The organism is Bacteroides xylanisolvens (genome assembly GCF_018289135.1).
Taxonomy (GTDB): domain Bacteria; phylum Bacteroidota; class Bacteroidia; order Bacteroidales; family Bacteroidaceae; genus Bacteroides; species Bacteroides xylanisolvens.
Genome location: NZ_CP072216.1, coordinates 3,427,054 through 3,449,923 on the forward strand (window position 1 = coordinate 3,427,054; position 22,870 = coordinate 3,449,923).

Annotated in this window: 14 protein-coding genes; 6 read left to right on the plus strand and 8 right to left on the minus strand. The window is 41.4% G+C overall.

All coding sequences use genetic code 11. From position 1 onward, the window contains the following. Positions 1 to 5 precede the first annotated feature (5 nt). The 4 genes from INE92_RS14680 to INE92_RS14695 all read left to right on the plus strand — a co-directional run bounded on the left by INE92_RS14680 (position 6) and on the right by INE92_RS14695 (position 2,943). Positions 6 to 371, plus strand: coding sequence for a YraN family protein (locus INE92_RS14680; RefSeq protein WP_008025070.1), 366 nt, complete (start codon positions 6 to 8; stop codon positions 369 to 371). Between the two features lie 114 nt (positions 372 to 485). After that, entirely contained in the window at positions 486 to 842 is a 357-nt protein-coding gene (locus tag INE92_RS14685) for an MmcQ/YjbR family DNA-binding protein (RefSeq protein WP_015531357.1), read from the plus strand. Further along, positions 826 to 1,584, plus strand: a complete 759-nt coding sequence (locus INE92_RS14690; RefSeq protein ID WP_015531356.1) for a biotin--[acetyl-CoA-carboxylase] ligase — start codon at positions 826 to 828, stop codon at positions 1,582 to 1,584. The genes INE92_RS14685 and INE92_RS14690 overlap by 17 nt, the downstream gene beginning before the upstream one ends. Positions 1,585 to 1,650: 66 nt before the next feature. Then, positions 1,651 to 2,943 (plus strand): zinc-dependent metalloproteinase lipoprotein, encoded by a 1,293-nt coding sequence (locus INE92_RS14695; protein ID WP_015531355.1) that lies wholly within the window; start codon positions 1,651 to 1,653, stop codon positions 2,941 to 2,943. Between the two features lie 33 nt (positions 2,944 to 2,976). On the opposite strand, the gene INE92_RS14700 is transcribed toward INE92_RS14695, so the two are convergent. Further along, positions 2,977 to 3,660, minus strand: coding sequence for a tetratricopeptide repeat protein (locus INE92_RS14700; RefSeq protein ID WP_195564263.1), 684 nt, complete (start codon positions 3,658 to 3,660; stop codon positions 2,977 to 2,979). Positions 3,661 to 3,772: 112 nt separating this feature from the next. Here INE92_RS14700 and INE92_RS14705 point away from each other — a divergent pair, with 112 nt between their 5' ends. Then, complete coding sequence (locus INE92_RS14705; RefSeq protein WP_195564264.1) at positions 3,773 to 5,101, plus strand: MATE family efflux transporter; 1,329 nt, start codon at positions 3,773 to 3,775, stop codon at positions 5,099 to 5,101. A 54-nt stretch (positions 5,102 to 5,155) separates the two neighbouring features. Continuing rightward, positions 5,156 to 5,866 carry a UMP kinase gene (pyrH, locus tag INE92_RS14710; protein ID WP_004299207.1) on the plus strand — a complete coding sequence of 237 codons (711 nt, stop codon included), beginning with the start codon at positions 5,156 to 5,158 and terminating at the stop codon, positions 5,864 to 5,866. Positions 5,867 to 6,038: 172 nt separating this feature from the next. On the opposite strand, the gene INE92_RS14715 is transcribed toward pyrH, so the two are convergent. The 7 genes from INE92_RS14715 to INE92_RS14745 all read right to left on the minus strand — a co-directional run bounded on the left by INE92_RS14715 (position 6,039) and on the right by INE92_RS14745 (position 22,687). Continuing rightward, the gene (locus tag INE92_RS14715; protein ID WP_015531351.1) at positions 6,039 to 7,592 is read right to left on the minus strand and encodes a glycoside hydrolase family protein; all 1,554 of its coding nucleotides are present in this window, start codon (positions 7,590 to 7,592) and stop codon (positions 6,039 to 6,041) included. 10 nt (positions 7,593 to 7,602) lie between these two features. Continuing rightward, positions 7,603 to 9,015, minus strand: coding sequence for an agarase (locus INE92_RS14720; RefSeq protein WP_212702066.1), 1,413 nt, complete (start codon positions 9,013 to 9,015; stop codon positions 7,603 to 7,605). A gap of 3 nt (positions 9,016 to 9,018) precedes the next feature. Next, positions 9,019 to 11,682 carry a glycoside hydrolase family 2 TIM barrel-domain containing protein gene (locus INE92_RS14725; RefSeq protein WP_211421171.1) on the minus strand — a complete coding sequence of 888 codons (2,664 nt, stop codon included), beginning with the start codon at positions 11,680 to 11,682 and terminating at the stop codon, positions 9,019 to 9,021. Between the two features lie 11 nt (positions 11,683 to 11,693). After that, on the minus strand, positions 11,694 to 13,808 hold the full coding sequence (locus tag INE92_RS14730) for a BACON domain-containing protein (protein ID WP_211421172.1): 2,115 nt from the start codon (positions 13,806 to 13,808) through the stop codon (positions 11,694 to 11,696). A 25-nt stretch (positions 13,809 to 13,833) separates the two neighbouring features. Next, positions 13,834 to 15,447 (minus strand): RagB/SusD family nutrient uptake outer membrane protein, encoded by a 1,614-nt coding sequence (locus INE92_RS14735; protein WP_087320666.1) that lies wholly within the window; start codon positions 15,445 to 15,447, stop codon positions 13,834 to 13,836. Positions 15,448 to 15,461: 14 nt separating this feature from the next. Continuing rightward, positions 15,462 to 18,521, minus strand: a complete 3,060-nt coding sequence (locus INE92_RS14740) for a SusC/RagA family TonB-linked outer membrane protein (RefSeq protein ID WP_211421173.1) — start codon at positions 18,519 to 18,521, stop codon at positions 15,462 to 15,464. Positions 18,522 to 18,652: 131 nt separating this feature from the next. Further along, complete coding sequence (locus INE92_RS14745; RefSeq protein ID WP_211421174.1) at positions 18,653 to 22,687, minus strand: hybrid sensor histidine kinase/response regulator transcription factor; 4,035 nt, start codon at positions 22,685 to 22,687, stop codon at positions 18,653 to 18,655. Positions 22,688 to 22,870: the final 183 nt, after the last annotated feature.

The window sequence follows — 22,870 nt, forward strand, 5'->3', positions numbered from 1 at the left end:
AAAAGATGGCTGAACATAATGATTTAGGAAAATCCGGAGAAAATGCCGCCGTAGCTTATCTTGAGCAGAAAGGTTATCTTATTCGTGACCGGAATTGGAGAAGAGGACATTTCGAACTGGACATTGTAGCTGCAAAAGACAATGAACTGATTGTAGTAGAAGTGAAGACGCGCAGTGACACTCTGTTTGCAGCCCCGGAAGATGCTGTAGATTTACCCAAAATAAAACGTACAGTACGTGCAGCAGATGCCTATATCAGATTGTTTCAGATTGACACTCCTGTACGCTTCGATATCATCACTGTAGTAGGCAACGACGGGAATTTCAAGGTTGAACACATAGAGGAAGCGTTTTATCCTCCTCTATATTAAAGAAAGCTGTGGATTTAGATATTCATCATTATAAAAGCCGTGAAATTCGTGCAATCTGCGCTTTAATTTATGATATAACCAATTATGAAAACATACTATAATTATTAATTCATTATGAATGTAGAAACTGTCAGAGAATACTGCTTGAACAAGAAAGGAGTCACCGAATCTTTTCCTTTCGATGATGTATCACTGGTTGTAAAGGTAATGAACAAGATGTTTGCTCTCATTGACCTGGAAGAGGCTAATCACATCGCACTAAAATGTAATCCGGAGAAAGCAATCGAATTGCGTGAACATTATTCGGGAATTGAAGGGGCTTATCATTTTAATAAAAAGTACTGGAATAGTGTCCGCTTTGACAGTGACGTAGACGATAAATTGATGAAAGAGCTTATTGACCACTCTTATGATGAGGTAATCAAGAAATTTACTAAAAAGTTACGCGCAGAATATGATGCTCTCCCCTGATACATTCCCGGTTTCATTGATTCATATCAACGAGACGAACTCTACCAACAATTATCTGCAATCTCTCTGTTCTGAACAGAAAGTGGAGGAACTAACTGTCGTTGTCGCCGATTTTCAAACTTCCGGTCGGGGACAGCGTGGAAATTCGTGGGAATCAGATCCTAGCAAGAATCTTCTTTTCAGCACCGTTATCTTCCCCGAGTTTTTGGAAGCACGACGTCAGTTTCTTATTTCACAGATTATATCTTTAGCTATTAAAGAAGAATTGGATACCTATACCACCGACATTTCTATCAAATGGCCGAATGATATTTATTGGAAAGAAAAAAAAATATGTGGGATGTTGATAGAAAACGATCTGATGGGGCGGAACATCAGTCAAAGTATTGCAGGAATCGGAATTAATATTAATCAAGAGATATTTCACAGTTCTGCTCCTAACCCCGTTTCACTACTACAAATCACAGAAGAAGAGCATGACCTATTCAAAATACTGAAAAATATCATGCTGCGTATCCAATCTTATTATAGTTTGCTCAAAAAAGGCGATACAACATCAATAGCCTGTCAATATGAAAAATCTCTTTTCAGAAGGGAAGGAATGCATCAATATAAAGATGCCAATGGAGAATTTCTTGCACGAATCGTTTGTGTAGAACCTGAAGGAAGATTAATATTAGAAGATGAGAAGCTGATTAAAAGAGGGTACATGTTTAAGGAAGTAGAATATTTACTGAAATAAGCTATTCTATTCCAGATCAAAACATTATCTTTGGAACGTGCGTTTTTATATAAAATTCTTTCATTTATGAAAACAAGACTAATTTTCCTTCTTCCATTGTTATGGGTATTAATAGGATGCGATGATTCAGATTCTGCAACATTGAATATATCAGAATCGAAGTTTGATAACATCAGCGCAAGTGGTGAATCATTAACGATAGATATTACATGTAGTTCCTCATGGACTGTAACAAGTAATAAACAATGGTGTATCCCCAGTACACAAAAAGGAGAAAACGATGGAAAGTTAATCTTATCTATTAATGCAAATCTGGAATCTAATTCCAGAACAGCAACTGTCACTATCATAAGTCATAAGGTTAGCAAAACTGTTCAAATCATCCAAAATGGCTCTACCAATACAGCTGAAGAATACCATTATGAACTCCCTGTAATCTTTCATGTATTGTATAAAGAAAATGAGAATTCTCTACAAAAAGTAAATTCAAGCCGTTTATCCCATATACTAGACAAAGTGAACAATCTGTATAAAAGCAAGAATAACAGTGTAGACATGAATCTTACTTTTACATTGGCAACAACAGATAAAAATGGAGAAACATTACCCAATCCTGGTGTAGAATATATCCAATGGTCAGAGTCATACCCTATCGATTGTGAAACTTTTATGAAGGATAATTCGGGAAAATATGTAAAATACTTATGGGATCCGAACTCATATATCAACATCATGGTTTATAATTTTACAACTGAACCGAATTCAAATTCAGTAACATTAGGTATCTCTCATATTCCTTTTTCTACTACAGGCGAGCATTATTTAGAAGGGCTTGGTGAAACAGACCGCTCTCATCTAACATTAGCAAATTTACAATTCCCACTATGTGTCTCCATTAATAGCCTATATATTAATGAAGAATCTACTCCAACAGAATATAGTACAGCAGACATTGCTGTCACGCTAGCTCATGAATTAGGACATTACCTAGGACTGCATCATGTCTTTGCCGAAACCGATAATGGCACGTGTGAAGATACGGATTATTGCAAAGATACTAAAAGCTATAATAAACAAGAGTATGAGAGCAATTGTGATTACATATATGAAAATGAGAGAGAAAAATACACATTTAAAAATTTGGTAAAACGAACAGGATGTAATGGTATAGAGTTTATCTCTTATAATATCATGGATTATGCTATTAGTTATTCAAACCAATTCACTCAAAATCAACGTGAACGTATCAGACATGTCTTATCCTATAGTCCTCTGATACCCGGACCGAAGAAAGGAGACATTGATACCCGAGCGCTTAATGAAGGACCTTTGGATTTACCAATACGCACTATAAAATAACAAATTGAATATAATTGAAAAGAGGTGAATCGCTTAGCGATTCACCTCTTTTTCTATCCTCAATATCTTATCCAATGTCTTTTGAGCTTCTGTTGATGGAAAACGCAAAATCACTTTCTGCAAAGAGTTACGCGCTTTCTCATACCGGGTAGTAAATAACTTCGATAATCCATCCCGGTAGCGGGCATACTGCATTTTAGTGGGAGAAGAAAGTTTTTTATAATCCGTCTCCAACTTTTTTTTCTCCTGTTCTGCTGTCAAATAATAATAGTTTCCTAAAAAGATATTAGCCGCCAGATTATCCGCCTCAAGTTGCAATATTTTTTCGTACATACGCAAAGCATCTTTCTCCTGCCCGCGACATACCTGCATTTCTGCGCAAGCTTCCAAACAATCTACATTATTAGGAGCCTTTTGCAGTAATTCCTTGTAAAATAAATAGGCTTTGTCGTAATTCCGATTCTTTTTATAGGCAAGCGCTAATTCTGTAGCCAGTTTGGAGCTAATTTCACTGTTCTTGTCTACATTCGTCCAATAATACATTTCCGTACGGTCTATATTCAGAGCGATTGTCTGCCGGAAATAGCTCACAGCCTGCCCATTCTGCCCTGCCTCAATGGCGGCAGACACTTTTTGTAACATCTCATCAACCGACTGCGCATTCAGCACCAGCGGCAATGAAAATAAAGAGATAAAAAAAATAGTTAAGGTCCTCATAATCCATCTGATTGCTATTTAGTTCGTGACACACAAAGATACAATAAAAAAATAAAAAATGTACCTTTGTTCGCGAAAAGAACAATCAAATTGATAAAAGTGTTTTTATACAATGACAGATAAAAAAAAATCCTCCGTAAACAGACGAATATTACAGATAGCCATCCCATCGATTATATCGAATATTACCGTTCCGCTACTGGGACTTATCGATGTCACGATCGTAGGACATCTCGGTTCTCCGGCATACATTGGAGCCATTGCAGTAGGGGGAATGTTATTCAATATTATCTACTGGATTTTTGGATTCCTGCGCATGGGAACAAGCGGAATGACTTCACAAGCGTACGGTCAGCATGATTTAAACGAAATCACCCGGTTACTACTACGTTCTGTTGGAGTAGGATTATTTATAGCACTTTGCCTGTTGATACTCCAATACCCTATCCTGAAACTGGCATTTACACTGATACAAACCACACCGGAGGTCAAGCAACTGGCAACAACCTATTTCTACATCTGCATTTGGGGAGCCCCAGCCACATTAGGGCTTTATGGATTCGCCGGCTGGTTTATCGGGATGCAGAATTCACGTTTTCCCATGTATATCGCTATTACTCAAAATATTGTCAACATTGTAGCCAGTCTATGTTTTGTCTACTTATTGGACATGAAAATGGCAGGAGTGGCAACAGGAACTTTAATTGCCCAATATGCAGGTTTCTTCATGGCTATTTTGTTATACATGCATTACTATAGTGCGCTTAAAAAACGAATCGTGTGGAAAGAAATCATACAGAAACAAGCCATGTACCGTTTCTTTCAAGTCAACCGAGATATATTCTTCCGTACCCTCTGCCTTGTTATAGTCACTATGTTTTTTACCTCTGCAGGGGCCGCCCAAGGAGAAATCGTATTAGCCGTGAACACCTTGCTCATGCAATTATTTACCTTGTTTTCGTACATTATGGACGGATTTGCTTATGCCGGTGAAGCACTAGCCGGCCGTTACATTGGTGCCAAAAACCAAACAGGCTTACGTAACACAGTACATCATCTTTTCTATTGGGGGTTCGGTCTTTCACTGGTATTCACAATTTTCTATGCAGCTGGCGGAAAAGAATTCCTGGGATTACTAACCAATGACACTTCAGTAATCAGCGCTTCAGACACTTATTTTTACTGGGCACTGATTATTCCGTTAGCTGGTTTCTCCGCTTTCTTATGGGATGGCATTTTCATCGGTGCCACTGCTACCCGACAAATGCTTTACTCCATGTTAGTTGCTTCTGCCAGCTTCTTTGGAGTCTATTACGCTTTCCATCCCCTTTTAGGAAATCATGCCCTGTGGCTGGCTTTTCTCGTTTATCTTTCATTGCGGGGAATTGTACAAACCTTTTTGGGAAGACAAATAATGAAAAAAGTAATCGTATCCCGGTGAGGCTATCCGATAAATTATCTCTATATTTGCGGCAAACAATAAAAAGCAAAAGGTATGGCAAAGTATAAAAGAATCTTACTAAAGCTTAGTGGAGAGAGCTTAATGGGCGAAAAGCAATATGGCATTGATGAAAAAAGACTGGCAGAATATGCTGAACAAATCAAAGAAATCCACCAGCAAGGGGTACAGATTGGTATCGTTATCGGAGGAGGCAATATATTTCGCGGACTAAGCGGAGCCAATAAAGGTTTTGATCGTGTGAAAGGAGACCAAATGGGAATGTTGGCTACCGTAATCAACAGTCTCGCTCTAAGTTCTGCTCTTGTGGCTACCGGTGTAAAGGCACGTGTGTTGACAGCAGTCCGGATGGAACCTATCGGTGAATTCTACAGTAAATGGAAAGCTATCGAATGTATGGAGAACGGCGAAGTAGTCATTATGTCCGCTGGAACGGGAAATCCTTTCTTTACTACTGACACCGGTTCTTCACTTAGAGGCATAGAAATCGAAGCAGACGTTATGCTGAAAGGTACTCGTGTAGATGGTATTTACACAGCTGACCCCGAAAAAGATCCTACCGCTACCAAATTCGATGATATTACATACGATGAGGTACTGAAACGTGGTTTGAAAGTCATGGATTTGACAGCGACTTGTATGTGTAAAGAAAACAATCTGCCAATCGTCGTATTTGATATGGACACAGTAGGCAACTTAAAGAAGGTTATCAGTGGAGAAGAGATAGGTACATTAGTACATAACTAATTTTTCACTACCGATATTCATTTGTCTATCAGATGATACTCTACTCTGATAAGACATTGATTATTCATTTAGAAATAAGAAGTGCGAATTTTGCAGTATAGCTTTAACCAAAACTAATCCTGTAAAATTCGCACTTTGTTTTTCCTCTCAAATATTATATAGAAACAAACACCTATTTATCAAAATACTGAATCAAATCATACGCATTAAAATTCAATTCGCGGGCAAAGAAAGATAAATAAGGAAAGAGTTGATAAGAATTATCATAAAGACCTTTATTAGCAGGTTTCGACGAATTATCCGTACCATCATCATCCTGATATTTGAACCAATGCCATCCGATACAATTCTTAGCTTCAAGCAATCCTAATGTAAAATGCTGATAAGCATAAGCTCTCTCGTTTTGTGTAGGGACAGAATATCCGGCTCCCGACTGGTTATTCAGATCAGAGTCCTCCACCCCTTTCGTATAAAACTCACTTACAAGAAACGGTTTGTCCGCCCAATTAGCCCAATCAGCAATCGCTGTTGTCAGTTCAGGACTCCAACGACTATAATAGTTGATAGAAATAACATCACAATATTTTCCGGCAGCTCTCACTACTCCTTCCATATATTTAGGAGTTCCATGTAATCTAGTTCCCAGATAAAGCAACTTATCATCTACTTTCTTCACTGCCTCTTTCACTGCTTTATAATATTTCTCTGCTACAATCCCGGCAAACTCATTATTCAAGTCATCCGTCACACTTTGCGTACCTTTAGAATCCATAAAAGCTTTCGCCGCAACATAAGCCGGATCACTTGAGTTACTGATAGCCAGAAAACGATCCAAAATCCGGGAACTGTTTGAAGAGAAGTTTATCTCATTATCAGAAAAGAAACCTAACACATTAGGATCCCGCAAATAATCTGCGAAAGCACTACCTGCCAAATATGATTCACACCATTCAGTCCATCCATTATAAAACACAAGACCTGCCGCGTTATCATCGCTTCCTCCGGGATAATTATAAGACTTCGCACTCTTGAACTGGCTTAAAAAAGCAAATGAAGGCGCCAAAGTTAACGGACTGCTCGGATTGGAAGCATTATGAGTCTGAATCAGTGAATAAGTTCCTGTGCAGAAAGCACCTGTACCGTGAAAGCCGATCTCACTCAATTCACGTTGAGTAGTAGACAACCATTTTTCGTCAGTTCCAAACCTGCTATTCCAGGCCGTTTTATTACGACTGGAAGTTCCCTTACGCAAAGAAGTCGCACTACGTTCCAGATGCAGACAACCTTCCGGATCAACCAACCACCAACGTCCGTCTATTTTCTTCGTATAAAATCTTCCCGTAGCCGCCTGTTTCGGAAGTGTAGTCGAACTTCCGTATTTATTAACCGACTCCTGATACGCTTTCAACGTTTTAATAGCCGGTTTATACCCGTCCATATATGCAATAATACGTGTATTCTCTGTTTTCCAACTGGATATAGGCGGATAAGCACTGGAATACTTAACACTGATAGGGCGATACATATTGGCATTTAATGACGGAGTATACATCACAGAAGCTCCGGGAGCAGGCAAATCCTCCGGATATTCCGACTCTACATCTCCCCCTCCCATCACTATGTCAGGAGGCATAAAATTAGGATCTTTATCATCATCATCCGTACAAGACACCATAGGAATAGAACTTATAAACAGAAAAGTTCCCAATATAAATAGTTTTTTCATGGTATGTATTTTATTTATTATTAGTTGATTGTTGGTCGAACCAGTCAGCCAAACGATAAGCGTTGATATTCAATTCTTTCATAGCATCGCCCAACGGTTTATAAAGATTGTATTCATTATCTACCAGCCCTTTGTTAGAGTCCAGATTCGAAGGATCTACCCCTTTTGCCGTCGGATCATTATCCTGATAACGGAACCAATGCCATCCGACACAATTCCCACTTTCCAATAATCCTAAAACAAAATGCTGGTAGGCATATCCACGTTCCTGCTGGGTTTGAACGGTAAAACCTGCCCCTGTTGTGTTTGCCAGCCCGGAATCCATTCCTTTCGTATAAAATTCCGTGATGATGAAAGGTTTTTGAGCCCATTCGCCCCAATGCTTCATGGTCTTCTCACTCGGTGTCCATGCACCATAGTAGTTAATAGCAACGACATCACAATACCTGCCTGCCGCTTCCACAATCTGGCGGACAAACTTAGGTTTTCCATGTAGACGACTACCTAAATAAAGGTGATTGGGATCATACTTCCGAATCGCTTCCGACACCACTTTGTAGTATCGTTCCGCTACTACCCCCGCAAACTCTTCCCGATGTTCGTCCGTAATTTGCTGCAAAGTAATACCCTGCTGTTTCAACCAGGATTCTGCATACAATCTTCCCGGATCATTGGGATTCTTCAAAGTCAGATACCCCTCCAGATTCTTCGGCCCGAACGGCAGTTCATTATCCGAAAAATAGCCGATGATATTTTTATCCGTTTTATTTGCGACCAGTTTTTGTGCCATCTCATCGCAATAGGTTTCGAACTCCGGGTCAAAAACGAAAATACACTGATTAGGATATCCCGTATTACCAGGTAACTGATAAGTTCCTCCTCGTTTCTTCCCATATCCACTCATCAGGTTCAGAATGATTGAGCGAGTCAGTACCTCCTTATGAGAGGCATTGTAAGAGGCAATAGCTTCTTCATTACTCCAGGAGCCGGTCCCGGAAAAACCCAGCGAATGAATCATCCGTGCCGTTCCTTCGATCCATTTTTCCTCCGTACCGAATTTGTCCAGCATTGCTTGTTTATTGCGTTCGGAAGTACCTAAACGTACTCCTACCACCACTTTCTGCAAATGCCGATACCCATCGGGATCAATCATCCACCATCGATCTCCGATACGTTCTACCCTGAAAAATCCTGTAGCGCGATGTCTCGGAGCATCCAGATCACTTCCATACTCATTCACATGTACTTTACCAGTAGGTTTGACCCCATCCAATTGAGCAATAGTACGAGTATCATACTCTTTCCAAGGCAGATTTTTCTGTCCTTTCACCCACGGACGGGCAGCGACCTTAAATGTATGTCCCTGGGCATAACCAAACTGGGGTAACAGCAATAAAAACAATATAACTATATTATTTTTCATCATCTAATATTCTTTTACGATTCGTATTGCATTTAAAATGGGCACAGACTCCACCGCTCCAAAACGAACGACAAGCCCCTTTCCTTGTGAAACCGGAACAATATATTTCTTAATAACCGCACGTTCGGAACCGTATTCTTCTGCAATATTCAGTTGTTTGGCAACAGATACTCCATTTATATCCACAGAAAATACCCGGTTAATATAGTCCTCCCTCACCACATCATTTCCTAAATTATACACCAAAGCCTCTCTTTTATTTTCAGAAGTAAGTTCTGTCCAATATAAATATACAGCATAAACACCATCCGGTACATCTGCCTTAAAAGCTTCAATACCTACTCGCTGTGTCTGGAAGATAGGATCCTGATCCGTCCCCAGTATATCTGTATCGCTGGCAGGCAAAGAGCCATAACGAGTTTTGTTCGGAGCCACTTCCCCACCAATATATCCCCATGAACCTTCTGCATAAGCCTGTTCGGGTATCCAGCACATCTCTGCTATCCGGTCCTCAAAATAGCGTCGAGCACCCAGTAGTACATTGATTTCCGTAAAGCCATTCTTCACATTGACACATTTAAAATCACAGACATACTGGTCACGATATTCACGTCCCTCCTTTTCAATCACAGCATCCACCACATTCTTTCCGTTTACAAAAGGAATGTCCACGGAAACCACCTTATCTGCTACCGGATATACTCCCAAACATTTTCCATTCAAAAAGACCTCCACCTTATCCGCGTTAGTATAAACTTTCAGCGGTTGCGTACAACTCTTTCCATCCCGACTGGCTCCTGCCCTATTCTTCCAAGATTTAGAAGCAATATGCAGGACAGGTGACTCTTTCAGATAAGCCTGATAAAGATAATATCCGTCCTTACGTTCTCTATCCGTACTTACCAACCCTTTATTGTTCACATGAGGCATAGCATTTCTTCTGGCTTCGGAATAAAAATCATTCAAATTCCAGACCATAGCCCCCACGATATAATCCCTTTTTAGAATTTCAGGCAAATAATGTTCATGATAGACAGAGCCGAACTCACAACTAAAATCAAACCGCACCGGCGAAAAAGAGTGAATACGAGTATCTACATCCGCCCCATATTCGGTAATAAGCAACGGTTTATGAGGAAACTCCTTGTGAAGTTCTTCCAGTTTCTCTTCAAATCCGCCCAAATTACCACCATACCATCCATTATAAAGATTAAATCCCAATAACATCGGCAATTCAGTAATCCCTGCTTCCTGATAGATTTGGGAAGCAGAATGACAAGGCAACATGGTATAGCGTTCCGAGTCCAGACTTCTGATCTGCGCCTCAACAGCCGAAGCTATTTGATGAAGAAACTTCATATATTCCGCCCGTTCTTTCTTGTTGTCAGGATTAAAGGGAGGACGCAAAAGCACTTCATTCATGTAACCCCAAATGATGACAGACGGATAATTATAGTTCTGACAAACCATTTCCGTAGCCTGTTCCACACAGTTGTCCATAAACGCCCTACTTTGAGTAATGGCATTTACAATCGGAATTTCAACCGAAGTCAACAGCCCCAACTTATCACACATCTGCATCACAACCGGATCTTGCGGATAATGAGCCACTCGCAGGAAATTACTTCCCATATCCTTACTCAACTGTATATCCCGGATATGCATTTCATCCCGCAAGGCATTCCCCATTCCTTTGTAATCCTGATGCCGGCTGGTACCAATCAATTTCCGATATTTCCCGTTCAGGAAAAAACCTTTCTCCGCATCAAAATGATATTCACGGATTCCCAGCGGATTAACAACGCAATCGAGAACTTCTCCCTTTTTATTCTTCAAACGGCTATACACCTTATATAAATAAGGAGAATCAACATCCCACCGTTTGGGTTGCGCAATAGTCATCAACGCTTCAAAGGCTACATTCTTCTCTCCTGCCTTCACATTCACTTTCTTTGCGGAAAATGCCACTCTATTGCCGTCTGTATCCAAAATCTCCGTTTCAAGAATCAATGCCTGATTACTTTTCAAAGCATTGGACAAGAATGTTTTTGCACACACTTCTGCTTGAGCATCTGTTATCCCAACAGTTTTGAGATATACTCCACTGGAAGCATAATGAGTGGTAGACAGTTGCACGGGCGAAGTATACACCAGATAAACATCCCGATAAAGTCCGCCGAAGAAAGTGAAATCCGCCGAAAGAGGAGCAATATCCGGATTATAAGAGTTGTCAACACTCACTGCCACCAAATTGCGTCCGGTATGAACATAGTCAGTCACATCAAACGTAAAAGCAGAATAACCACCTTTATGATTCCCTACCAACTTTCCATTCACAAATACATTTGTCTCCTGATTGGCTCCTTCAAAACAAAGATAAACTCTTTGACCTGCAATCAGTTCCTCCACTGTCACGGCTTTCCTGTACCAGCCTTTTCCCCGGAAATAACCGGGGATTTCATCTTCTGCATCTTTTGAATTCCAAGTATGAGGAATGGAAACGTCAGTCCAACCGGACACATCAAAGTCAGCAGTGGACGCGTCTCCCTCAAAGAGGGAGAACTTCCAACCATCGTTGATCGTTTGCGTCACACGCTGACCGCAGACCGTGCTGGCAACAATCAATAACAAGCAGGCTAAGATTATTTTTCTATATACCTTATACATACCTAATACCATTATTTCGAGATTGAACGGACTGCGCGAATATATCTTGCCCCAGACTTTTTCCCATTTGCTTTATCCCAAGCAAGCGGTTTTCCAAAACGTACATAAAATGCATTTGTACCACTTGACGTTTCACGACTAGCCCAATAAGAATCTCCGGTAGAAGAAGCCGCTGCCGTATTCATAGCAGTTCCTCCTACATTAGTAACTATCAGATCCCATGCCGCACGATTTGCTTTCTCAAAATCAGTAATCGCATTCGGATTATCCTCCGTCGCATCTGCTACTTTAGTCCCATTATAGGTTTCAAACATCTGTTCCAGATCCGATCTTGTAGGCCAATACCATCCGGAACCTTTATCCATGCAATATTTAAGAGCAGGCATTTCCGCTGCATTCGGCAATGCTGCCAAGGCAGTAGTATTTGCCAAACCGTTATCATTAGATAAAGTCAAACCAGTAGAAGCCGGAGAGCCTGCTGTAGACCATGCCAAATTCTCTCTGTCCAACGACATAATCTTAGCCTTACCACGATTAGTTGCATCTACCCAGAAAACAATGCCTCCTTTCAACGATCCATTATCCGCAATTACCTGTCCCACCGCAAACTCGGAACTTAAAAGTCCTCTCTGTGTAATCGTAACCTCTTGTTTAGGCGCATTCGCTCCGCTTCCGGCTATTACCGTAGCAGTCGTTACCCGGCTAGAACTATTCAGATTGGGAGATAATGTCCAAAAATAAAGAGTTTTACTTGTTACATCAACATACGCTTTCACCCAAGATTCATCAGTGATATTTATTGCAAATTCCGTCTCATCAGAAATCATTGTAATTACCTCTGATTTTGCTACCGCATCAGGAGTAATAGTCACCGCATTGGTACTCAATTCGAGGGAAGCGTCTCCCTCGGCAGCTACATTTTGATTCACCGTTACCTCCACTGCTTTTGCGGCTGCGCCAGTACCGGCTGTTATTGTAGCAATTGTCGTACGAATATTACCAGTGGTATTTTTTGATTTTGCCTTGAACGTAACTGTAGTACCTGAAATAGTATATGAAAGCCAGGAATCATCTGCCAACACTACGCTGAATACACTCTTATTGGATGTCAACGTAACATTTGCTTCCGCTTCGTTAGCACCTTCCAATGTCACAGGATTGGGAGCCACCGTCAGAGTTGCCGGCTCTTCAGGATAAGTATAATCACCAATTGTGCGCATACATCTCACAAAACGGTTGGTAGCTGTTTTATTTCCTGCATCAGCACCAGACTTTCCGAAACGTACCCAATAAGCCTTATCCCCTGCTGCATTTTCCGTACTCGACCAATAGCTTTCCCCATTGCCCGAACCGGCAGCCTCGTTTATTACATCACCCTGCAAATCGGTCAACATCTTATCAAATGCCGCACGTGCCGCTTTTTCAACTTCCGTCAACTTATCAGGTACAACCGAAGCAAAATCCGGGTCAGCATGTCCAATACCGTTGTAAACATCAAACAACTCCCATAACTCATCACGTGCAGGCAGATACCATCCCTCACCCAGCGACTGACAGTATGCCACTGCATCATTTGCAGCAGGAGCAGTAAACAAAGCCGTATTGGCATATCCATTCACTGTAGAAAGCGCATTATGAGACATCACAGAGGCCTCAAAAGGATTTCCTCCCTGACGTTTTACAGATACAGCTTTTCCTACCATCTTGTCCGAAGGATCCACCCAGAAAATCATACCGATACCATCATCTACACTTTGTCCTACCTTCAAAGAAAGGTCCGGTTCTTTGGAATCCTGTGTAACCGTCACTTCCACTGTATATGAACCGCAAGTCAGTTTCACGACAGTACTCCTTGCATCCTCACCGTCATTCTGCGTCAAGGCAGTGTATATTACACTTTTAGCGTTTACATCTACAGAAAGCCACTCCGCTTGATATTGAGCAACAACCTGACCGACATTAGTATATAATAGCGATGTGACGGAAGAACCCGCCGCTTTTGCCAGGTTTACTTTTGTATCTTTACAATTAAATTCAGGCATCACACGTACCGACGCATCATCGACACAGGAAAGCAGCCCCAGATTTAAAATCAATAACAGATATATTATTCTTTTCATACTCATTCATGTTTTACAGATAATCAATCGCTTAATACCAATTCTCATTCTGCGGAAAATTCTCTTTCCCCATCAAGTCAATCTGCTCCTGTGGGATAGGCCAACATTCGTGCTTTCCAACTACAAAACTGGTACGACATTCCGCATAATCTTTATCTAAATAAGGATTTTCAGCTTTTGTCTCGCCATAATGCGCTTTCACCCTTTCACCCAAAAGCCCCAAACGTTTCAATAAAGGCCAGCGGACTCCCTCGAAGTTCAGTTCACGGGCATATTCATCCAAAAGAATATCTTGCGTCAGAGGTCCCGCAAATTTGTCATTCCCGGCACGTTCCCATGTTTTATTGTAACAGCGCAGAGCATCCGTGCTCATCCCTCCGTCACGGCGCATATACGCTTCTGCCGCCATTAAGTAAGTTTCAGCCAGTCGATAGACAATCAAATCCTTGAATCCCGTTGTCCGGTCCGGATTATCGGCCATAGTCCACTGATCAAAGTATTTTTTCGACATGAAATGCAACGTCTCACAATAACTGGAACTTTTCGCTAGGGGAATCAATTCTCCATATTTAGGAGAATTAGGATCATTGTATTTGAAACGGTGTACGAACAATTCATTGTATCGTGTATCTTTAGCCTGATCATACAAACTCAATAAATAGGTATTCGGATAAATACGTCCCCAACCATATCCACCCTGATCGGCCGTATTGATACAACCTGCAATTTTATTGATTCGGGTAGTGGTCTGAATAGAGATACGATGTCCGGCAACCGGAGTTCCGGAACCTCCTCCACCCAAGTTTTGTGAATATTGGAAACTCCACAACACTTCCGGGGATTTCAAATCTGCGCTATTAAATACATTCTCGGCCTTCTTTTCCATCGAGTAGATGCCCTCCTGTTTAAAGATGTCTTCACATTCCTCAATGGCTGTATCCCAATCCGATTCCCACATGGCAACCTGTGCACGGACATGTTTGGCAGTCGCTTTCGTTACCCGTCCATACAATACATTTCCGTTATTTTGAGGAAGTGACCAGTCCAGACCTTTCATTGCATCGTCCAAATCAGTCGTCATCAGTGTCATCAGTTCTTCATGAGAAGCCGGTTTATACTCCCGTTTCAGATTATCGACAGTGGTTGGAGTGACATTCAGATAAAGGCGGTCAAAGCGTTTCCAAAGTTCAAAATAGCTCCGTCCTCTGAAGAATTTCGCTTCACTCCATGCGTGCAATACATCGCTGTCATCCAGTCCCAAGGCTTCTGCCGCTACAATAATTTCATTTGCTTTTCCGATAATCCCATAGTGATGTTTCCAGAACTTATTGACATCTCCAGTACTTGGAGTAAAACTTGTATTCAAACGTCCGATTGAGGTAGAAACACCTGCTCTAAGTATGGCAATATCCGTATTAAAGTCACACATGGTAACGATGTACAGATTAGATTCGTTATTATCCGCTCCACCCGGCAATTCACGTGCCAAGGAATACAATCCTGTAACGGCAGTATTCAACCCTTCGGGAGTAGTGAACAGATAATTATTCGTCACGTCTGTTTTTGATTCCAGATTTAATAAATCCGAGCAGGAAGCGGTCAACATTCCGCAAATGACAAAGGCTGTATATATTAACTTTTTCATAAGGATTCTTTATTTTAGAATGAAACATTGACACCAAACACATATTGTCTGGACTCCGGATAAGACCCTGGAGTCAGTTCGGGACTATAAGATTTAAACTCCGTTAATGTCAGCAAGTTAGTAGCAGTTGCATACAATCGTAATTTATGAATCGGAGTATTCTTCAATAGTCGGGTGGGGAAAGTATATCCCAGTTGTAAGGTGCGTAAACGGATATAAGAAGCATCCTGAATGGCAATGGCACTCAAATATGCAGGGTCCGCACTATAAGAAGGACGTGGGAATTTGTTCGAAGGATTGAACGGAGTCCAATAATCCACCTTCACCCCATTCAATTTTCCACGTAAAGAACCACCGGAATTATACTCGTACAAATAACCGTTCTTAATCTTTCTGCCGGAAACTCCATACCAGTCCATGAACAAGTCAAATCCTTTCCAGTTCCATGTAGAAGAAAGGGAGAGTGTAAACTTCGGATCTTTACGGATAGGTACCCTGTCATCAGCTGTAATCTTTCCATCCCCGTTGTTATCACGCACCTTGACCATTCCCGGTTCAATAGCGCCACCGTAATTAATCGGACTGTCGGCCACACCGTCATTATCACTATCATAGGTGTTTTTCAGTGTATAAACCAGATTTCCCGTACCATCACGAGTGATATCAAAATCATCATACTGAAAAATTCCATCTATCAGATAATCATAGTATACATTGATCGGTTCTCCGATAATCCACCCCTGTGCTACCTGACTTGCCGGTTTCCCGTTCTCATCAAGAGTATCGTCAATACGGACAATTTCATTCTTATACATGCTGAAATTAGTTCCGAGTGTCCAGGTAAACTCCTTTGTACGTACCACGTCACCATTTAAAGAAAGATCGATACCACTGGATTTCGTCTTTCCCAGATTATCTAGCATGGTAGTATATCCGAGTGACGCATTCAGGGAACGTTTCACCAACAAATCCTTCGTATGAGTATTATAATACTCAACCGTACCATTCAGACGCCCATTGAAGAAACTAAAGTCAACACCAAAGTTAGCTGTTGCAGACTGTTCCCATTTCAGGTTTGGATTAGACAGTTCCTTGCCCGGCAAATATCCCATTTGAAAAACATTTCCAAACTCATATCCTTTATTATCAGCCAGTCCCAAAGTAGTATAATTGCCGATACCGTTCTGATTACCTACAATACCATAACTCACACGCAATTTCAGGTTATCAATCCACGACACATCTTTTAGGAAACTCTCCTGATTGACACGCCAGGCAAAAGCTGCCGACGGGAAAGTTCCCCATTTATTTTCTTTTCCGAAACGGCTGGAACCGTCACGGCGGATAGCCACGTTCAACAAATAACGATCTAAAAGCGAATATTGCGCCCGAGCCATGAAAGACACCAAGTTATTTTCATTAAACTGACGACGAGGCTTGCCTGTAAACTCACCTTGAGAAATGAAGTTCCAGTCTTTATCCACCGGAAGATTCTCAACCGAGTACCCGACAGACTTCGAACCATTATGGTCGACAGACTGAACGCCGGTCAATGTCAACTGGTGTTTCTTGTTGCGGATAGGCACTTTATAGGTCACAATATTCTCAACCAGCCAGTTCTGTGTACGCGATTCGTCAAGAACGGCCGTTCCTCCGCCTCCCGGATATTGGGAATCTTTATAAGAACCGTCTTCAGACGTCTGATTATAAACAGAAGTATTCAGACGATAATTGAATCCCTTGAAAGGTTTCACATCCATAAAAAAGTTCAGACGGTAATTATCACGGGTTACTTCACGTCCATAATGTTCGGCACGGTACAAAGGATTATAATTTCCTTCCGAGTTGATATATTTTGTATACTTGCCATCCGCATCATATATCTCCGCCAATGGAGAACTGGTAATAAAATCATTAAAGTTACCATCCTCACGATCTTGTTTTGTCATCGCATAAGAAGAATTGATACCGAAACTAATCCATTTGGCTATTTCAAAGTCCAGATTCAGTCTTAAAGAAAACTTCTGATATCCCGATCCGGTAACCACCATTCCTTGTTGGTCAAAGTAGTTGGCACCTGCCGATACTTTGATTTTTTCTGTTCCTCCACGTACACTGACGTCGTGATTATGATAGATTGCATTTCTGAACATTTCTTTTTCCCAGTCGATAAACTTTCCACTGGCCCATACCCGCTGCATCACCTCGTCTTCCAACGCTTCGGCTATAGAAATCTCACGCGCATCAATTATTCCTTTATCATGCGCCTTTGCTTCACGACGAAGCTGCATATATTCTTCGGGAGAGTAGAAATCGAAATTTCTCCAGAGAGATTGAATACCCAAATAGCCATTATAGTTGACTTCCACTTTTCCGGCTTTACCACGCTTGGTAGTCACCAGTACCACACCGTCACTGGCACGTGCACCATAAATAGCCTGTGACGCAGCATCTTTCAGGATTTCAACCGATTCAATATCATCCGCACTCAACGTACTGAACTCTGTTGCACTGGAAGGAGAACCATCTATAATATATAAAGGTGCATTGTCTGCACTGATAGAACGGGAACCACGAATGGTAATCGAAGGAGTCGATCCCGGTCGTCCGGAACTACTCGTTACATTCACACCTGCGGCACGTCCACGTAACATGTCAGCCACATTTCCGGCGGGAAATGTTTTCATTTCATCCGCTTTGACCGAAGCTACCGAAGTGGCCACATCACTCTTACGCTGAACTCCATAACCGACAACCACCAATTCATCGAGCATTTTCGACTCTTCCACCATATTCACATTCAGTACCGTTTTCGTACCGACACGTATTTTTTGTTCCTTATATCCTATACAAGAAAAAACAAGGGTAGATTTAGCCGATACACTGATTGAATATTTTCCATTTACATCCGTCACTGTACCGTTAGTAGTCCCCTCCTCCATGATATTAACTCCGGGGATCGGTCCAAGTGCGTCTGTCACCACTCCAGAAACTCTGACGTTTTGAGCACTAACCTCTAAAGAGATAAGAAAGGCTGTCAGGAACACAGCCCATTTAATTACGATGTTTTTCATACTATGTAATAATTTGAATGATTACAGCGCAAAAATCCCAATTATTAATGATTTCGAATAATAGAATCGTCCGTATAAAAGTTCAAATAGTACAAATCTCGTCAGGTAGAAAGCACCTAAAACACTATAAATTAAGAGTTTGCATATTTCCGTCTATAAGCAGCCGGAGTAATATCATAAGCATTTTTAAAACACCGGATAAAATAACTTGGATTAGAAAAACCGTAATCAAATGCTATATCAGCAATCAGGGCATTGGGGTCATTCCGCAATTTTTCTGTTGCTTTTTTCAGTCTCAAAGATAAAATAAAGTCATTCGGGGTCTGTCCGGTCAATGCTTTCAATTTGGTGAAAAGCAACGTTCTGCTCATACACATTTCTCGTGCAAAAGTAGCTACGTCAAAGTCTGGGTTATCAATATAAGATTCCACAATCGCCGTAGCATCCATCAACATCTTTTTATCGATCGGATTAAACGGAAGGTCTTCCACTTTAGGTTCGTCGTTTCGAACAAACCGTTGTTGAAGTAGTTTACGAGTCTGAATGATATTGTTGCACCGGGCTACCAATATCTTGATATTAAAAGGTTTGGAGATATAATCATCCGCACCTGTCTGCAAGCCTTCCAAAGTATGTTCTTCCCGGTTGCGGGCTGTCAGCAAGACAACAGGTATATGGCTGGTCTGCAAATTACTTTTCAACTTCTCGCACATTTCCAGTCCGGACATGACAGGCATCATGATGTCACTTACAATCATCTGCGGTTGGAGCGAAGAAGCCCGTTCCAATCCTTCCTGCCCATCGGCAGCCGTATATACCTCATATATCTGTTCAAAAATCTGCGTCAATACTTTACGCATTTCCGGGTTATCTTCTACAATCAGTATTTTCACCGTTTTATCCGGCTTCACCATTTCCGAGATTTCTTGAGGCTCTATTATATAATGTTCGGCAACGTGCTCGTCTGCGGAGGAAGAGGCTTCCATATTCATATTCGCATCCCGGTGGAGAGTAACGGTAAAAGAGGTAACTCCATTCGGTTCGCTTTCCACTCCGATGGTTCCCTGATGCAACTCTACAATTCCTTTCGCCATCGCCAATCCAATGCCCGATCCTTTGACAGTTCGTGTGGTTGTTGCCGAATCATCCTGCCAAAACCGTTCAAATACATGTTTGATCTTGGATTTATCAATGCCTACCCCCAGGTTGTTGACTGAAATCACAATGTCATTATCTCCTTCCGCTGACAGCTCAACAGAAATCCAGTCACCAGGCTTCGTATACTTAAAAGCGTTGGACAATAAATTATAGAATACTTTCTCTATCTGTGTTTTGTCAATATACAAATCTGCTTCTTTCAGAGTGGAAGAAAAGCGGAGATCTATCTTATTCAGTTGGGCATAACTATAGAAAGAGCCACAAATTTCCTCTATCACCGCCACAATATTCTCTTTAGAAATCTTTAGTTTCAAGTATCCCTGATCCTGCTTGCGGATATCAATGACTTCATCCACGAGGTTATTCATCCGGCGGGAATTTTTATAAATATCCAGAATCTTATTATATACTTCAGGAATAATGTCCTTATGCATCAGGAGCATTTCGAGCTGGCTGGATATAAGTGTTAACGGAGTACGGAATTCATGCGATACATTGGTAAAGAAACGCAGTTTGGACTGGTTCACACTTTCGATATACTCTTTTTCCCGTTTCTCGGCCAATAAAGAGTGCCGCAAGGTTTTTCGTATCCAGAACATACGGATAATATAGCCGGCAATAAGGATAGCTGCCAGCACCATCAACAAAATAAACCATGCCCGCTGATAAACCGGAGCCTCCACTATCAGCTCAAAACTAACGGAAGGTGCTTCCCGACCGTGAACGCCCACCTGGTCGCCACGGACATGGAAAGTATAATGCCCCGGATGAAGATTGGTATAGGTAATCATCGTATTATCGCCCGCCTTCATATATTCGTTGTCAAAGCCTTCAAGTTTATATTCCAGACCGATATTAGAAATATTATTCAGGGTGTTACTTGCTATCTCAAAAGTGACGGAAGAATATCTGGGCGGCAATACTAACCGATGTTCATACAATACGGTTTCTTTGATAAGCCCCAACGAATCAAGCGGTTGTATTTCCGTATTATCCACAAGCACCCGTTTTACAAACACATCATAGTCAACAGACTGTTTGTTCAGCTTTTCCTGGGCGATAGAGACAATACCCGCCAGACCACACACGTAAATATCGTGGTCGGACGCAATATACAGCCCTCCGTCATTTATATTATTCAAGGGAAAATCACTCTGTCTGTTATAGTTCTCGAATGTAGTCGTTGCCAGGTTGAATTTAGAGAAACCACCATTGGTTGCCACATAGATAGAACCATCCAAAGGACTCTCCACCAATCCGGTTATAAATCCATTTTCCAATCCCTGTTTCGCTCCGTATCCCACAAAAGAATCTGTCTTCTTATCAAATAGATAAATTCCCGAGCCTGTCGATCCCAGCCATATACGTCCTTTCTTATCACATAAAATGTGGTTGATGTGATGCTGCGCTGTACTCTGCGCTATTTGGGAGAAAGGATAACTATGGGCAATGCCCGCTTTGAGGTTGACTCGTATCAGATCAAAAGAGGTAGTCAGCCATAGATCCCCGTCTTTGTCAAACGTCATATCCCAAACCTGCGACAGATGTTTGGCAGCCAACGAAGGGTGTTCGAAATGATGAAGTCGAAGGTGTTTTTTATCCAATACAAGCAATCCTCCCTTGGCAGCTATCAATAAAGAATCGTGGCCGGCAAACTCTATCATTTTCACCAGATTATAGGCTCTGTCAACAACTGTTTTTCCTTCCGGAGTATAGATGTTTTCCGAGATAGATTCTATATGTCCGGTCGACAGATTAATCCGGTTGATTCCCTGATAAAGAGAAGCTACCCAAAGATAATCCGGCTCTTTCTCATAATAAAGAGACTTCACTATCTTAAAAGAAAGCTCTTGAGAATAGACCTTTTTTAAAGGGAAAAAGCGTTTGGTATGTTTATCATAATAGTTCAACCCGCTTCCTTCACTTGCAAACCAGATCCGGCCGGAACGGTCTTCGGCAATGGAACTGATAATATAAGAATTCAAATGACCGCCAACAGCCGTAGACGAGCGGTAAAAATGGAAAGCATCATTCGCTACATTATAATATTGGATTCCCTGATAGAAAGTCCCCAACCATAAAGTCCCCGAAGTGTCGTAATGCATCGAAATAATGGAACGTATATCGGCCGCCTCCACATTCAAGTCATATTCATAATCTGTAAACTCTCCGGTAAACAGGTTTAAAGTCTGCAAACCGGCATAGGTTCCGATATACAGGAGACTATCATTAGCTTGCGTCACATGACGCACATTATTATGGTTAATCGTATTTTCAGCTACCTTATTATGCTTGAAATGAGTAAGTGTTCCATCTTCATCCAACCGTATGAGCCCTCTGTTTCTGGTAGCTATCCAGATACTCCCGTTTCTATCTTCTGTTATTGAATTGACAGCTCCCACATCCATACGCCGGGTGATATGTGCAGACTGGTCGATGCAGTATACACCTTTCGAAGAAGTACCCACCACCACTGTCTGATTCTGACGAACCATGAGACTGTTCATCAATACATCCTCCTCATCCGAAGGAAATGAAAAGAATAACTCGGGCGCCTGGTCGAGGTTGCGATAACGGTAGATTTCCTTTCCGGTAGCTATCCATAATGCATCGTGCGCATAACAGATTCCCGCAACTTCTCCTTCACGCAACACCCTAAAACGATTCAAACGCATATCATAAAGAGTCACGCTCTGCAAACTGCGAATAAAGAGCAATCCGGCTTTATTTCCGCAAACCTGCCTGATATTATTGATATTGATGGAATAAGGATTAGCGTTATCCGGTTTGAATACTTCAAACTTACGTCCGTCAAATCGATTCAGCCCGTCTTGAGTGCCGATCCACAAAAATCCGAATTCATCCTGATAGAAACAATTGACTGTTTGATGAGAAAGTCCCTGCCTTACGTCCTTAAAGCGCATATTGATATCCTTCGTCACATTTGCCATGCAACAAAGTCCCGATATGAACAGGCAATAAACAACAAGAAATTTAGCTTTGGTCATCTGTGTTTTTCGATAATTCAGATGCAATATTCGGGAAAATCCAAGATATATGCAAGTGTTTATTCAAAAACCTGATTGCCTATTGCCTGCAGACTATTACTCGGGAGGCGTATAACTAATCTCCCTACCGAATAAAATTAATCATCTGACAGTTAATTCTTTTTCGTCTGACTATAGTCAGAC